Source organism: Tenacibaculum jejuense (assembly GCF_900198195.1).
GTDB classification, from domain to species: Bacteria; Bacteroidota; Bacteroidia; order Flavobacteriales; family Flavobacteriaceae; genus Polaribacter; species Polaribacter jejuensis.
In genome coordinates, this window is record NZ_LT899436.1 from 2098630 (window position 1) to 2113696 (window position 15067).

Sequence of the window (15067 nt, forward strand, 5' to 3'; positions counted from 1 at the left end):
TGTATTACTTTTTTTCAAAATCGTTTTCATAAAAAAGAGAGTTCTTGAAAAAGAACTCTCTTAAAAAGACAAATAAATATTTTGTGATTATTGTTGTAAAAATGCTGCTAAATTTATCAGTAAATATTCAGGATAAGTACAATTTGTTTGATTTACATACGGTCTTGCGACTATAACATTGTCGGTCATTGTATTTAAATATAGAGTATTTACGGTATTAACTTTAGTAACTCCATTGCGATCACTTTGATCAGAAGTTACAGAAGAATGATGATATCCGTGATTAAAACTATCATAATTAAGCGGATGCGCAGTAGAAGTGACAGAGTAAGGTAAATTTGGATTGACTAATGGATGTAAACCTTCTGGAAAATATAATTCGATACAATTTTGTTGTAGAACTGATCTTAAAAAAAACTGTTCAGCTATTTGTACGATATTATGGATAGGAGATAGGCAATCACCCAAATCGTCTTCACATGTTACTAACGGTTCAGGTGGAGATTGTGTACCATGTATTGGATCTCTTCCAGGTGGTGTTTCATTTATAAAACTTCTTAAAACATTTAAAAACTCATTCTTAAAATTGAGATTTGAATTTTCTCCGATTAATTCATTAAGCGTTACTGTTTCTCTTCCATTTAAATAATTAAAAAGTTCTACTCTATTTGATGATTTATTCATAATCACTCGAGCAGAGATATAAGAAACCCATTGTAATTTTTTTTGAAATTGATCAATAGATTCTCTGGTATTTATTACTGTTTGTGTTCGGTTTTTTAAGTTGTTTGTACTATTTGTATCCTCTACCATTTCTAAATCATTGGTATTATCTTCACAAGCAATAGAGAGAAGTAAGGCGCAAATAAAAAGTAAATTTGTGATTTTCATTTTCAACTTGATTTTATATTTTGATTGATCTTACAAATTATATTTTATGATTTTAAAATAAAATAGGAATTTCAAATTAGTTATATGAATTTTCAAATTTATTATTGAATTTTTAAAATCTGATTAGAATATTTTTTCAAGCGTATATTCTTTTCTTCTAGATGAAACCGGAATTTTTATCTCATTATTTAGAACTAAAAAACCTTTCTTACTGTATTTTATCACATGTTTTTTATTGACTAAATACGACTGATGACAGCGAACAAACTTTTGTTCAGATAATAATTCTTCTACCTTTTTGGCAGATTTAGTAATTATAATTTTATCTGTGATTGAAGTGTAAAAAGTAGTATAATTCCCTTCGGATTTACAATATAAAATATCATCCTCATGAATAGCAAAAACAGTATCTGCAGTTTTTAATACAATACGTTTATTCGTATTATTATCATTAAAGTATTCATTAGTTACCTCAATAGATTTTTCTAGTGTAGTTGTTTGGGTATTTTGTTCAATAGCGAGCTCAACAGCAGCTATAAATTCATCATCATCAATAGGTTTTAAAATGTAATCTAAAGCTCCAACTTTTATAGCTTTAATTGCATGTTTATCAAAACCAGTAATAAAAATGATTTCAAACTTCTTAAAAGTTAACTGATTTAAAATATCAAAAGCAGTTTGTTGCCCTAAATTTATATCAAGAAAAAGTAAATCAGGTTGCTCTTTTTCTATAATTAAAATAGCAGAGTCTACATCAGATGCTTCTCCAGTAATATCAATTTTATGGTTAAAGTTTTGTTCTATCTTTTTTTTAATGTCGACTCTTACGTGTGCTTCATCATCAATTATAATTGCTTTAATCATTATCTGAGAGTTTATATGGTATTTCAAATGTTACTATAACACCAGTTCCGTTAGATTTATTTTTGAGGTTAATTCCTTTGTTTGTGACCTTTTTTAGGTAAGTGTCAATTAGTTTGGTAGAAGATGCTTTTGAAGATTTATTATCGCTTGATAATCCAATTCCGTTATCTTCAATTACGCAAAGTAAAGTTACGTTTTGTTGGGTTAAACTTAACGTAATTTGACCAGGGTAATTTATTCCAGATAAACCATGTTCAATACTATTTTCTATAAAAGGTTGAATTAACATTGGAGGTATAAAAATTAAATCATCTTGATTAAGATTCTTTAAATTCAGTTGAAATTGAAAAGTATCAGGAAAACGAAGTTGTTGAAGTTCTATAAACTTTTGCAAGGCATCAATCTCTTCATTTAGTTGAATATAGTTTTGTGTTGAGTTTTCTAGAATTAATCGTAATAAGCGTGAAAATTTTAAAAGATATTTAATGGCCAACTTAGGAGTATCTTCTATTTTATTTTGGATGGCATACAACGTATTAAATGTAAAATGAGGATTCATTTGTAAGCGTAATAAACGTTGCTGCATTTGTAGATTTTGCTTTTCAAAGTTATATTTACGTTGTTTGTAAAAAAGGTATCCTATAGTTATAAAAATCACTACTAAAACTATTAATCCGAATAAACGTTTTAAACTTTTAATTTCTAAGTCGTTTTTTTCAGCAATTATTTTCTTTTCTCTCTCTGAAGCCTTTTTTAACTCTACAAGTTCATTTTGAAACTTTTTAGTGTATTCGTTTTCTTGATAATTATATAAGCTATCGAAACTGTTGTTTATCAGATCTATTTTTTTATCCGTTAAAAAAGAAAGATGGAGTTGTGTTTGTAAAATACTACGTTTTGTTGTAGACTTTACGTTACCTCCAACTAAAGCTTTTGCAGAATCAAGGTGAAGTTGTGCTTTTTGAAATGCTTTTAAATGAATATAGCTTTCGGAAATATTTTTATGTAGTCCTGCAATTTCATTTTTTGAATTTACATTCTTCTTTCCCTTAGTTAAAAAATATAAAGCTTTTAAGTAATACCTTAAGGAGTTAGCATATTCTTTCTTGTAAAACTTATGAATACCAAGCTCTCTAAATAAATTATGTTTTGTGCTGGTATTGAGTTTGTGTTCATATTTAGAAATACTATCCAGCAAGAAAAATGCTCTTTGTTTATTCTTTAGTTTTAACTCATACTGAGCTTGAATAATTAAGTTCTCACTAATATCATTTACATTTTTACCTTCTTGTAATTTCGCTTTTATTTGAAGTTTATTATGAGTTAAAGCTTTCTTTATATCACCTTTGGCTTTATAGGTGTTTTCAAGCATATACTGGTAGTAAGAATCTTCAGTTTTTACTAAGTCCTTATAATCATTAATAACGGTGAAACAGTCACCATAATTTCCTTGTTGATTATGAAATTTCCAACAGTTAAAAAAGTATTTTAATTCGAGTTTATTGCTAATACTATCTTTTACAAAGTCTTTAGCTTTATGAAAATATATAGTAGCAGAATCATTTAGTTTTTTAAAGCGATAATAATTAGCTAACATATAGTTGTTTTTAGCTTCAATAGAATCACTAACAAAGGAATAATGTTTTATAAAGTTTCTAACTTTATTTAGTTTTATTAATGTAGAGTCTCTGTTTTTAAATGCTTTTTTATGTAGAACTTTAATTTCGGTAAGCACTTCTGTTTCATTTTTTTTAGAAGTACAGGCATAAACAAAGCATGTTAGTGTCAAGAAAAAACACAACCTTTTAAACATAGTAAGATACTTGATTGATCTGACTAAGTTATGAAATTAAAAATTTATTGGGTATAGTAAAATAGGAGTAGAGGAGTTGTTAAAATTGATATTTCTTATCAATAGCATACTTTACAAGTTCATTTCCACTATTTAAATTTAATTTTCTAATCATATTTTTTCTATGTGTATCCACTGTAGTTTTAGCGATAAAAAGATCTTCAGCAATTTGTTTTGATGTTTTTCCATTGGCAATATGTTGTAAAATTTCTTTTTCTCTATTAGATAAAACAATCTGATCTGATTTTCCTATAGTTACGTTTTTATCAATGTAGTCATTCATAAAGTTAAAAGCTACGTTAGGATCAAAAAAAGTGTTACCCTCAGCTATCACTTTTATAGCTTTAGAAAGCATTTTTATTCCAGAATTTTTCAATAAATATCCAGAAGCACCAGCATCTAACATTTGTTTTATTGCATCTGGTTGATCAAACATGGTTAAGGCTAAAACTTTAATATGTTTGAATTTAGATTTTATAATCTTGGTAGCAGCAATACCATCCATTTTAGGCATTCTAATGTCAGTAATAACTAATTTGGGTTGTTTTAACTCTACTAATTTAATAAGCTCTTCACCATTGTTTACACTACCAATTATTTTGATTTCTTCATCATATTCAAAAAAAGATTTAACTCCATCAATCAACATTTGATGATCTTCTGCAATAACGATTGTAGTCATATTTTTTCAATTTGTTTTACTCAAATATAATAAACCAAAATAGTATTGAGTTACTTACAGCTAGGTATTTAAATAGGGATATTCATTATAATTGAAGTCCCGCTTTTCGAAGAAGAGTCTATCTGAAAAGTTCCTTCTAAATGTTCTATTCTTTTTTGAATAGAGTGTAATCCCATGCCTGTTTTAGCTTTAATTTTTTTAGGATCAAATCCTTTTCCATTATCTTCAATAATAATGTTTAACGTGTCTTTAAACTGAGAAATGCTTATTGTTGCTTCGCTGGCTTCAGCATGTTTAATAATATTGGTGGTTAACTCTTGTATAATTCTAAATAAAGTGAGTTCTGTATTGGTATCTAATCGTTGCTCTAAACCAAAATCTATAATTTCAATTTTTAACTGATTTGCAGCAGAAATTTTTTCTGCCATAATTTTTACAGCGACTAATAATCCCTGATTAGCAATTACTCCTGCATTTTTAGCGTGAGCAATACTTCTGACTTTTAGATAAGTTTCATCAATTAATTTCTCAGTTTTTTCATATAAATCATCTTGGTTAAAATGTTTTTTCTCTCTATTGAGTTTTAAATTTTCAAAATGAAGTTTTAAAGTAGCTAGAACACTACCAATATTATCATGTAAATCCTCAGCGATTCTAACACGTTCCTTTTCTTGTCCGGTTACCATTGCATTAATGGTGTTAATTTCTTGTTCTTTGAGTAGTGTAAGATTTTTTTGTTTTTCTAACTCTTTTTGTTGCTCAGCTAATAAACGTTTTTTCTTTGAGTTTTTAAGGTTTAAGTATGCTATAATTATCCCAAAGATTAATAAAAATAAAGTAATAATAAAAAAGTATAAGTTTCGTTCTTTTTGTAATTTTTCTTTATCATAATTAAATTTTGTACGATGATAAGTTCTTTTTTGTGCACTTTTTGAACGCTCATAATTTAATTCTTCACTAAAAAACTGACTTTTAAATCTAAGACTATCTAATTCATTTCCAATTTTAGTATAAGCTTTATATTTCCAATAATATAATGGTAGATATAAAGATTTAAATACATATGATGTATCTTGTATTTTTATTTTATCACTGAAATCTAATGCTTCATTAAAATTATTTTTTTTATATAAAATGGCTAATTTTAATAATTGACATGCGATTTTCTTTTCTTTTTCTTTGTATTTTAATTTTTTTTTATCTAAAAAAATTAATGCAGAGTCCACTTGTTTTAAAGCTAAATCATAGTTTTTCATTATTTTGAAATTATAAGAAGCATTAGTTTGTAATAGCTTTACAGAAGTGCTTTTATCTTTGGTTAACCTTAAACTTTCATTAGCTTTTTTTTTAAGAGGAATGATTTTATCTTTATTATTGAAATCTAATCGTAATGAAATTCTATAGTTATACAAGGCATTTATTTTTTTTTCACTTATGCTATGAATATTATCATTATATATCTTTAGGAAGTAACTATAAGTTTTATCTTCAACACTAGTGGCTATTTGATCATAGATATCCAGAATAGCTTTTGAAATTTCGCAGATTAAAACTTTATCTTTTCTTTTTACTGCTATATTTAAAGACTTTTCTAAATTTGCATAAGCTTTTAGTTCATCTCCTTCCGCATAAAAATAATATAACCCCTTATTAAATTCATTAAAATTAAAGTTGAGAGAATTACGCTTAAAATAGTTTTTGTTAACTTTCAGAGTGTCAAATTTCCCATGTATAATTATATTTGAATAGATTTTTAGTTGTTTTTTTAAGTCTAAATCGTTAATGTTTCTAATGTTATTTTGGACTTTCTCTACATTGTTTATGTATACATTATAAAAAAAATAATCTAGCCCATGTTCTTTTTTTGATGAACACGAGCTAATAATTATTAATATGATTAGTATTTTTTTATACAATAGTTATTCAATTAAAATTCTTTTGGGTACACAAAAACCTACAGGTTCACCCATACTGTCAGGAATAGGAAATGGTTCATCAGTACCAAATTTTCTTCCAGAAATTTCTACATAATCTTCTCCGTCACGAATAAATCTATAAGGGTTTAAATATTTTGATTTCTCTGGTTTTTTAGGATCATAAATATTTTGATTTGGGGGAGTTCTAGAGTAATTAGAATCTAAAATCATTCCTGATTCTAATTTTTTATGTAATTCAATTACCTTACTAATTTCAGTATTTGTGTCAAAAGGAGTAATGCTAAAATTAATGTAAGCATCAATGTGATCATCAGAATTGCTTTGAGTTGAAAATTCAATTTTTGGTGAAGAATTACCGAATCCTATAGTTATATCTCCTATAAAATTTTGTAGTTTAAAATCACAATGATAGTTATATTGTCTGAAATTATCTGAGTTATCAAATTCTTCAAACTTTTTAATTTTAATATAAACCATATAAAAAGTTCCATAATCTTGAGAACCTAAAATAGGTTGAAAATTAGTTTTATCCTTTAAATTTAATTTGAACTTTAAGTTTTCGTGTGCCATATTTATAAATTGTTTGATTATTGTAGTTTAAAAGAGCTAAGTTTTGGATTATTATTTTCTAAGTTTTCCTTAAAAATATGGTAGTTAACCCAATTATTTGAAATTTTGTAATTAGCAGGATAAGATATAGGTTTTACCAATAGATTTCCATTAACTTTTTTTGTTTTAACTATGGTGCCATATTCACGAAATATGCATTGATTTTTTTTGAGGTAATTACATCCATATCTGTCGTGAGCAATATTGGGTTTTCCTATAACACTGATATTTCTCAGGCATCTATTTATATCTGGGCAATTAAATTGACTTGTTCTTTCTTCCTTATAAAGTTGATGTGATAAAAATGATAAAACATCATCTTTATTATTAATTTTATTAATCAACGATGTATCTTTAATTTTTAAATAATTCCATGGATTTTTTAGATTATTTAATTCTAACTTATCTAGTTGTAATTCATTTTTAGTTATAAATTCATTAAGATATTTTATGTTTTTATAAAGTAGAAAATCTTTCTCTATATTTTTTTGATTTAAGTTATTATCATAACCTTTAACTTTTGTAGTCCAAACCTTATCTATTTTGGTAGTAGATATATACTCTTTAATACATATGTAATTTGTATCTGATAAATTGTTAGGATCACTTATGAGTAAATATTTAAAGTTATCTAACTCTCCATACCCTATTATTAATTCCATGTGAGCATTATTATCTATAGTTTTTAAAATTATTGGTGATTGATTAGTGTTTAGAGTCTCAACAATTTTGTCATAGTTATTAATTATGGCTTTATCAATTTCTTCTGCTTTGAAACCAGCTTCATTAAATATTTTAACTAAATGATCGTCTTTTAATTCTAAATTATCGCAGTGACATTCTGAACTTTCTATTCTACAATCTAATTTAGATGAATTTACATTCAAATAAGAATTATAATGGCTTACGATTTCGTAATCTTCAACACCAATAGTAGAGTTAGATTTAAAGCCTTTTATCATTTTTTCTAAAGAAGAAGCCCAACACCAAGAAGATCTAGTTGGTTGTTTAATGTGCGTTAAGTTATTAAAACAATAAAATTTTCCCATGACATATAAATATTAAGAACATTACAAATATATTTTGTTGCTATAAATATTTTTATACCTACAAATAGGTATATTTTTCTACTTAATAGTAAGTAAAATTGAATTTAGCCACCAATAATAATACTTCCGTCTTTAGTTTCAGGAGCCATTGGATCAAAGGGGAGTTGTTGATTATTGGTTTCTATAATTTCTGTTGAAGAATCAGTACAACTGATAAAAAATAAAGAAGATATGGTTAAAATTAGTAGTAGTATTTTTTTCATATTTTAATTTTATACAACTAAAATATCAAAAAAACTTAGTGTAATGTAAAAATAGTCAGTAAAATACCTAATGAAATAGCTATAAACTTTTGAAGATTGAATTTATGATTCTCAGAACTTTCAAATAAAATAATTGTAGAAATATGTAAAAAAACTCCAATAATTAATGCTGTAATCTCTTGGGTGTATTGTTGCAACCAATCCACATTTTCTCCTAAAAAATATCCGATAGGGCTCATCAAACTAAAAATAAAAAGAAAAATGAAAGTCTTTGGTTTAGAGAATTCCGAGTGTAAAAAAAATGTGGTAATGATTATAGCAACTGGAATTTTATGAACCACAATGGCCCATAATAAGTTATCGTTAGCATTATGAATAGGTAAACCTTCTGAGAAAGCATGCAAAGATAAACTAACAAATAATAACCAAGGAAAAGTATTAGAATTAGATTGTAAATGTACATGACCATGTTCAGCACCTTTTGAAAAAGATTCTAAAATAGACTGAAATAAAATACCAATTAATATGATAATACCAATTTTATGGAATTGTGTATGATCATGAGAATGTGCATATACTTCTGGAAGTAAATGTAAAACAGTTACAGATAATAAATATGAGCCACTAAAGGCTAGTAAAAGTCTCGTGTATAATTTGTTGGGTTTTTTAAAAAGAACAAAAGCTCCTCCTAATAAAACAGAACCTATTAAAATTAGGTAATTCATTTAGCTACTAAAATTAATCTGTTTGAACGCTCCTCCTCAAAAGAATTCAAATTATAATCGCCAAAAGTATCAATAATTTTTAATCCAACAGTATTAAAGTATTTCTTCATTTTATCAAAACTCAAGAATTTAACTTTTTCTGTGTATGAATGTTCTTCATTGTCAGCAACAAAATTAATGTGCTTTAAAATAAAACCATCTTTAATTTCACGTTTTATGTGAAACTCAATATTATCAATGGTTTTTACTTCTTGTTTAACAAGTTGTTGTTCAGTTTTAATAACATTTAAAAAATCTAACACTAAAACAGCATCTTCTTTTAAACCACTTTTCATGGCTTTTAATACTTGAAGATCTTCATTGTCATCATCAAAATAACCAAAACTCGTAAATAAGTTGAAAATAGCGTCGTATTTATTCTCCAGAGTTTTACGCATATCCCAAACTTCAAAGTTTAGGGTTTCATTTTCGAAATTTTTAGCGTAATCGATACTGTTTTTACTCAAATCTCCACCAGTTACTTTGTAACCTAAAGAGTTTAAAAAAATAGAATGTCTTCCTTTTCCACAAGGTAAATCAGCAATATGAGCAGATTTAGGAAGTTGTAAATATGCAGTAATATTTTTCATGAATAACTGCGCATCTTCATCATTTCTATGCTTATATAATGTATGATAATATGGTGTGTCAAACCATGAACTGAACCAATCTTTTGTCTTCATAAGTAATATGGACGCAAAAGTAATGAAAACTTACATTTTTCTTTCCTGAATTATTATCTAAAAACACAATAATTAAAATGTATTTTTGCAAACTAAGATAGCATAGATGGATAAAGATTTTAAAATGGTTGCTACTACCATTTCTGGATTAGAAGGTGTTTTGGCTGATGAGCTAAGAAAACTAGGAGCAAGGGAAGTAAAAGAAGCAATTAGAAGTGTACATTTTAGAGGAGATAAAGGTTTCTTATATAAAGCAAATATTGCATTAAGGACAGCAATTAGAATTTTAAAGCCAATTAAGCGAAGTAAAATTTTCGATGAAGAAGATTTATATGAGGCGATTCAACGTGTTAAATGGGAGAGATTATTAGACGTGGATGGAACTTTTGCTATAGATGCTGTAGTATATTCTAGAAACTTTACTTCGAATTCTCATTACATTGCATTAAAGTCCAAAGATGCTATCGCAGATTATTTTGTGCATAAGTATAAGAAAAGACCAAATGTAGATTTAAAATATCCAGATGTAAAAATTCATATTCATATTCATAAGGAATGGTTAACAATTTCTTTAGATAGTTCTGGAGATTCACTACACAAAAGAGGGTATAGAAGCGCTACGAATATTGCACCAATTAATGAAGTTTTAGCAGCTGGTTTAATTTTACTTTCAGGATACAAAGGAGAAGAAAACTTTATAGATCCTATGTGCGGTTCTGGAACTATATTGATTGAAGCAGCTATGATAGCAAATAATATTCCTGCTAATATCAATAGAAAACATTTTGCTTTTGAGAATTGGAAGGATTATGATGAAGATTTGTATTTTGTGATTCAAGATTCTTTACTGAAGAAGATTCGAAATGCACATTTTAAAATAATGGGCTTTGATAAAGCTCCATCTGCTGTTAAAAAAGCAAAGCAAAATATTATCAATGCAAATTTAGAAGAGTTTATCGGAGTTCATCATGTCAATTTCTTTAACTCAAAAAAAGAAGTATTTGGTAAAACAACAATATTATTTAATCCACCTTACGGAGAACGTTTAAATATAAATATTGAAGAGTTTTATAAAAATATTGGAGATACTTTAAAACATGGTTATTCAAACTCTACTGCTTGGTTAATCACTTCCGATTTCAATGCGTTGAAGTTTGTAGGGTTAAGAACCTCAAAAAGATTACCAATAAAGAATGGTGATTTAGATTGCCGTTTTGTAAAGTATGAACTTTATGAAGGAAGTAAAAAAACAAAGAAGTTTAGCGAAAGCTAAACTTCTTTGTTTGTAGTAAAATGGTTTACTTTATTTTTTAAATAAATAGCTATTAAAGCTTCTTCCATTTATTTTGGTGTATTTAGAATCGATATCATAATTTACGATCATATTTTTTACATCAAAATCTCCTGAAACTTCCATATACTTAATATTTAAATCTTCTTCAAATTTTACATTGTTAAAAGAAACTCCACCTTTGAATTCGGTATACTTAAAAGTTGCTTCTTCTTGAAAAATAGAATTAGCGAAACTCACAAATTCTCTAAACTTAGCACGTTTAAATGTAGCTGGTTCATCAAAGTTGGTATTTTTAAAAGATATTGCTTTTTCAAATTCAGCGTATTTAAAAGTAGTATCTTCAAGGAATTTAGTCCCACTAAAATCTGTATTACCTTCAAAATCTGAATATTTAAACATTGCTTTTCCTTCGAAAGTACAATCTCTAAATGTTACATCATCTTCAAAATTTGCAATAAAAGTGTATCCAGAATCCTCATGTGGAATGTATGCTAGTACATCGTCTTCAAAAACACAATTTACAAAAGAGATTGAACTTAAAATTTGCTTAGGAACTGTGTTTGAACCTCCATTGCTCCACCATTTTTTTCTTTTTGGTAAATTCGGTAAAGCTTTATCCATAAAAGTTAAGTCTAAAATTCCAACCACTGTAGCATTACTAATGGTGATATTTTCCTCTTTACTAATTTTCTTTAATATTTCTGTAGCATTTATAGTTTTCTGTGCTACGATGATAGAGCTTACAAAAAGCAAAACTAACGTTGTAATTGTTCTCATGATTTAAATAGTTTACTTATTTATTTTAAAGACAACAACATTTTTAATATGTTACAAAAAAAACGTCCAATATAAAATTGGACGCCTTGTATACTGTTTAGTGCTTGATTATTAGTTTACAGAATCACTTAAACCAGCACCTGCTTTAAATTTTACAACATTCTTAGCAGCGATTTGAATTTCTTTTCCAGTTTGAGGATTTCTTCCGCTTCTTGCAGCTCTTTGAGAAACTGACCAAGTTCCCCAACCAACTAAAGCTACTTTGTCACCTTTCTTTAAAGCGCTAGTTACATTGTTAGTTAAAGAATCTAATGCAGCTTTAGCAGCAGCTTTAGAAATTCCTGCATCAGCAGCCATTGCGTCGATTAACTCAGACTTGTTCATAATTTGTAGATTTTAAAATTAATTAATAAATTTTTTGCTTTAACGCTTAACAAATATAGATTTAATGGGGTATTGTGCAAGTTGAAGCTCTAAAAAACTAAGAATTTGTTAATAAAAACCCCTGATTTGTTAATAACCACGACTTAAAAGAGCATGAAAAGCGTTAATCCCTTATAAATAAAGGGCTACAGCGCTCTAGCTTTCTCTTCAAATGTAAATCCGTTTAATAAACTAACAGCATCTAGTTTTTTCTTACCAGAAATTTTAATTTCATCGATAATTAAGAAACCATCTTTTGCAGCTACTTTTATTTCTTTTTTAGTCGTTAGGATTGTTCCTATTTCTATGTTATGATTTTCTTTTTGCTTAGAAACACCATAAATTTTTGCAGAAATCTCATCTTCACCATTCAGAATAGTTGTCCATGCGGCAGGGTAAGGGTTTAATCCACGGATATGATTATAAATATCATCTAATGGTTTAAACCAATCTATTTTACAATTGTGAGGAAATAATTTTGGAGCAGATTTTTCTTCTAACTCAGGTTGCTTTTTTGTCTTTACCTTGTCAGAAGCTATTAAATCGACAGTCTCCACTACTAAATCAGCACCTAAAACCATTAATTTATCGTGAAGTTCACCAACGATTTCATGAGGAGCAATATCTATTTCTTTTTGTAAAATAATTTCTCCAGTATCAATTTTATCATCAATGAAGAAAGTAGTTACACCTGTTTTGGTTTCTCCATTAATAATAGCCCAATTAATTGGAGCTGCACCTCTATATTCAGGCAGTAATGAAGCATGTAAATTAAATGTTCCATATTCAGGCATTTTCCAAACCACTGTAGGTAACATTCTAAAAGCAACTACTATTTGTAAATTTGCTTTTAAATCTTTTAATTCATCTGTAAAAGATTCAGCTTTTAAATTTTTAGGTTGTAAAACTTTTAATCCTTGATTAACCGCATATTTTTTTACAGCAGATTCATTTAGTTTTCGTCCTCTACCTGCTGGTTTGTCTGGTGCTGTGATTACACCAACGATATTGTAATTATTTTCTACAAGTTTCTTTAAAATGGTCACTGCGAAATCTGGAGTTCCCATAAAAACAATTCTTAAATCTCTCATTTATGCTAGTAAATAGGTGTTATAGTTTGTTACTTTTATTTTTTCTTCTCCTAATAATTTTCTCAAATGTATTAAGATGTCTCTTTCTTTATAATTTAATTTTTCACAGATCTCTCTAGATGAAATTTCTCTATTATCTTTTATTATGGCTAATATTTCTTTAGAAACATCAATAATTTTTTCTTTTTTCAAGCAAACATCGCATATTCCACATTCTTTGGCATTTGGCTCATTAAAATAATTTAGTAATTGTATATTTCTACAAACTGCATCATTTTGAATAAATTGAATAATGTTACCAAGTTTTTGGGCTTTATACGTTAAAAGATTTTTTATTTTTTTTGAAAAACGATTTATTGTTCTATTGTCTTCCCTAGGATGTAAAAAATATAGCATACTGTCTTTAGACGACTTTTTGTAATTCACTATTTGATCATTATGCAATTCATCCAGTAAGTGAATTAAATGTTTAGATGTGATTCCTAAAATTTTAGCTATTGCAAATTCGTTAATAGAAACATCTTGTTCGAACAATCCACCATACATTCTTAATAAGGTATCAATGAACTTGTTTTTTTTGGGGTTAGCTAATTTATATTTACTTAATTGACCATATGGAATTAAAAACTGTAAGGTTGATTTTTTCTGATTAAAATGATTTAATTCAATAATTCCAAAATTATTTAGTATTTGAAGTATGTTATATACTTTTCTTACTGGTAAATTATAAATATTACAAAAATCTAATATATTGAAATCGAAACCTGTATCAATGAATTCACCATTTGCTATTTTAAAATATTGATGCAATTTTGTGTGAACATGTTTTATTTCTTCAAGTGAAGGTTGTGAATCTTTAAATAAGTTTAGAGTTAATTTAATATCGCTTTCGTTAGTAAGCATAATAGCATAACAACTTTCATTATTACGTCCGGCTCTTCCTGCTTCCTGAACATAATTTTCAATGGAATTAGGAATATCATAATGAACTACAATTTTTACATCAGCTCTATCGATTCCCATACCAAAAGCATTGGTAGCAACAATAATACGGCATGTATTGTTCATCCAATTTTTGTAAGCGATTTCTTTTTCTGACAGTGATAATCCTCCGTGATATGATGTGGCTTTGAAACCCTTACTATTTAAAAAGTTAGAAAGCTCTATTGTTTTTTTTCGTGAGGAAACATAAACAATAGCAGGTGCTTTTATTTTTGTAAAAATTTCTTTCAGTCTATATAATTTATCCTCACTTTTTAAGATGCGATAACCTAAATTAGGTTTGTAAAAAGATTTTTTAAACGTTAAGGGTTCATTTAAGCTTAAAGTACTGTAAATATCTTCCAATACTTTATTTGTAGCAGTGGCGGTTAAAGCTATTACAGGAGTATTTTCTTTTAACTCTTTTAATATTGATAATTGTGTATACGACGGTCTAAAATCATGTCCCCATTCTGAAATACAGTGTGCTTCATCTACAGCAAAAAAAGAAACGGATAATTGTTTTATTTTTTCTTGGATAAATTTTGATTGAATACGTTCTGGTGATAGATACAAAAATTTGTAATTCCCAAATTTGAGGTTGTCAAAAATACGTACAATTTCATCTTGATGACTTCCAGAAGGAATGTAAAAAGCCTTTATTCCTCTTTTATCTAGACTATTTATCTGATCTTGAATAAGCGCAATAAGTGGAGAAATAACAATACAGACACCTTCCTTAATAAGCGCAGGAATTTGATAACAAATAGATTTCCCACCTCCTGTTGGCAGCAGTGCAGTAGTATCTTTGTTATTTAAAACGGCTTCAATTATTTCTAGTTGTTGTGGTCTAAAAGAATCAAATCCCCAATATTTTTTTAATATTTCTGTAGGTGTATTCAATACC

At 27.4% G+C, this 15067-nt stretch carries 15 protein-coding genes; 1 reads left to right on the forward strand and 14 read right to left on the reverse strand.

What is annotated here, in order from left to right:
• Nucleotides 1-87 precede the first annotated feature (87 nt).
• The 10 genes from AQ1685_RS09330 to AQ1685_RS09375 form a co-directional block, all read right to left on the reverse strand.
• A complete protein-coding gene (locus AQ1685_RS09330; RefSeq protein ID WP_095071548.1) occupies nucleotides 88-891 on the reverse strand; it encodes a hypothetical protein in 804 nt (267 codons plus the stop codon).
• A gap of 123 nt (nucleotides 892-1014) precedes the next feature.
• Complete coding sequence (locus AQ1685_RS09335) at nucleotides 1015-1755, reverse strand: LytR/AlgR family response regulator transcription factor (RefSeq protein ID WP_095071550.1); 741 nt, start codon at nucleotides 1753-1755, stop codon at nucleotides 1015-1017.
• Entirely contained in the window at nucleotides 1748-3544 is a 1797-nt protein-coding gene (locus AQ1685_RS09340) for a sensor histidine kinase (protein WP_157730168.1), read from the reverse strand. The genes AQ1685_RS09335 and AQ1685_RS09340 overlap by 8 nt, the downstream gene beginning before the upstream one ends.
• 103 nt (nucleotides 3545-3647) lie before the next feature.
• The gene (locus tag AQ1685_RS09345) at nucleotides 3648-4289 is read right to left on the reverse strand and encodes a response regulator (protein ID WP_173862351.1); all 642 of its coding nucleotides are present in this window, start codon (nucleotides 4287-4289) and stop codon (nucleotides 3648-3650) included.
• Nucleotides 4290-4357: 68 nt separating this feature from the next.
• Entirely contained in the window at nucleotides 4358-6205 is a 1848-nt protein-coding gene (locus AQ1685_RS09350) for a sensor histidine kinase (RefSeq protein ID WP_095071553.1), read from the reverse strand.
• A 3-nt stretch (nucleotides 6206-6208) separates the two neighbouring features.
• Nucleotides 6209-6796 (reverse strand): hypothetical protein, encoded by a 588-nt coding sequence (locus AQ1685_RS09355; protein ID WP_095071555.1) that lies wholly within the window; start codon nucleotides 6794-6796, stop codon nucleotides 6209-6211.
• Nucleotides 6797-6813: 17 nt separating this feature from the next.
• Nucleotides 6814-7884 (reverse strand): papain-like cysteine protease family protein, encoded by a 1071-nt coding sequence (locus AQ1685_RS09360; RefSeq protein WP_095071557.1) that lies wholly within the window; start codon nucleotides 7882-7884, stop codon nucleotides 6814-6816.
• Between the two features lie 104 nt (nucleotides 7885-7988).
• On the reverse strand, nucleotides 7989-8147 hold the full coding sequence (locus AQ1685_RS09365) for a hypothetical protein (RefSeq protein WP_157730169.1): 159 nt from the start codon (nucleotides 8145-8147) through the stop codon (nucleotides 7989-7991).
• A gap of 35 nt (nucleotides 8148-8182) precedes the next feature.
• On the reverse strand, nucleotides 8183-8872 hold the full coding sequence (locus tag AQ1685_RS09370) for a ZIP family metal transporter (RefSeq protein WP_095071559.1): 690 nt from the start codon (nucleotides 8870-8872) through the stop codon (nucleotides 8183-8185).
• A complete protein-coding gene (locus AQ1685_RS09375; RefSeq protein WP_095071561.1) occupies nucleotides 8869-9594 on the reverse strand; it encodes a class I SAM-dependent methyltransferase in 726 nt (241 codons plus the stop codon). Before AQ1685_RS09375 ends, AQ1685_RS09370 begins: the two co-directional genes overlap by 4 nt.
• A 106-nt stretch (nucleotides 9595-9700) precedes the next feature.
• On the opposite strand from AQ1685_RS09375, the gene AQ1685_RS09380 reads away from it, so the two are divergent.
• Nucleotides 9701-10867 carry a THUMP domain-containing class I SAM-dependent RNA methyltransferase gene (locus AQ1685_RS09380; RefSeq protein WP_095071563.1) on the forward strand — a complete coding sequence of 389 codons (1167 nt, stop codon included), beginning with the start codon at nucleotides 9701-9703 and terminating at the stop codon, nucleotides 10865-10867.
• A 30-nt stretch (nucleotides 10868-10897) separates the two neighbouring features.
• Here the strand turns inward: AQ1685_RS09380 and AQ1685_RS09385 are convergent, their stop codons facing one another.
• From AQ1685_RS09385 to AQ1685_RS09400, 4 genes are all read right to left on the reverse strand, one after another.
• On the reverse strand, nucleotides 10898-11665 hold the full coding sequence (locus tag AQ1685_RS09385) for a pentapeptide repeat-containing protein (RefSeq protein ID WP_095071565.1): 768 nt from the start codon (nucleotides 11663-11665) through the stop codon (nucleotides 10898-10900).
• 111 nt (nucleotides 11666-11776) lie between these two features.
• Nucleotides 11777-12049, reverse strand: coding sequence for an HU family DNA-binding protein (locus tag AQ1685_RS09390; RefSeq protein WP_095071568.1), 273 nt, complete (start codon nucleotides 12047-12049; stop codon nucleotides 11777-11779).
• Between the two features lie 185 nt (nucleotides 12050-12234).
• Complete coding sequence (fmt, locus tag AQ1685_RS09395) at nucleotides 12235-13179, reverse strand: methionyl-tRNA formyltransferase (RefSeq protein WP_173862352.1); 945 nt, start codon at nucleotides 13177-13179, stop codon at nucleotides 12235-12237.
• Nucleotides 13180-15063, reverse strand: a complete 1884-nt coding sequence (locus tag AQ1685_RS09400; protein WP_231970294.1) for a RecQ family ATP-dependent DNA helicase — start codon at nucleotides 15061-15063, stop codon at nucleotides 13180-13182.
• Between the last annotated feature and the right edge of the window lie 4 nt (nucleotides 15064-15067).

Bases quoted from the DNA above. Each gene is read 5' to 3' on its own strand.
- AQ1685_RS09390 (WP_095071568.1), bottom strand. From the start codon at position 12,049: ATGAACAAGTCTGAGTTAATCGACGCAATGGCTGCTGATGCAGGAATT.
- AQ1685_RS09355 (WP_095071555.1), bottom strand. From the start codon at position 6,796: ATGGCACACGAAAACTTAAAGTTCAAATTAAATTTAAAGGATAAAACT.
- AQ1685_RS09335 (WP_095071550.1), bottom strand. From the start codon at position 1,755: ATGATTAAAGCAATTATAATTGATGATGAAGCACACGTAAGAGTCGAC.
- AQ1685_RS09370 (WP_095071559.1), bottom strand. From the start codon at position 8,872: ATGAATTACCTAATTTTAATAGGTTCTGTTTTATTAGGAGGAGCTTTT.
- AQ1685_RS09360 (WP_095071557.1), bottom strand. From the start codon at position 7,884: ATGGGAAAATTTTATTGTTTTAATAACTTAACGCACATTAAACAACCA.
- AQ1685_RS09365 (WP_157730169.1), bottom strand. From the start codon at position 8,147: ATGAAAAAAATACTACTACTAATTTTAACCATATCTTCTTTATTTTTT.
- AQ1685_RS09380 (WP_095071563.1), top strand. From the start codon at position 9,701: ATGGATAAAGATTTTAAAATGGTTGCTACTACCATTTCTGGATTAGAA.
- AQ1685_RS09330 (WP_095071548.1), bottom strand. From the start codon at position 891: ATGAAAATCACAAATTTACTTTTTATTTGCGCCTTACTTCTCTCTATT.
- AQ1685_RS09385 (WP_095071565.1), bottom strand. From the start codon at position 11,665: ATGAGAACAATTACAACGTTAGTTTTGCTTTTTGTAAGCTCTATCATC.
- AQ1685_RS09375 (WP_095071561.1), bottom strand. From the start codon at position 9,594: ATGAAGACAAAAGATTGGTTCAGTTCATGGTTTGACACACCATATTAT.
- AQ1685_RS09345 (WP_173862351.1), bottom strand. From the start codon at position 4,289: ATGACTACAATCGTTATTGCAGAAGATCATCAAATGTTGATTGATGGA.
- fmt (WP_173862352.1), bottom strand. From the start codon at position 13,179: ATGAGAGATTTAAGAATTGTTTTTATGGGAACTCCAGATTTCGCAGTG.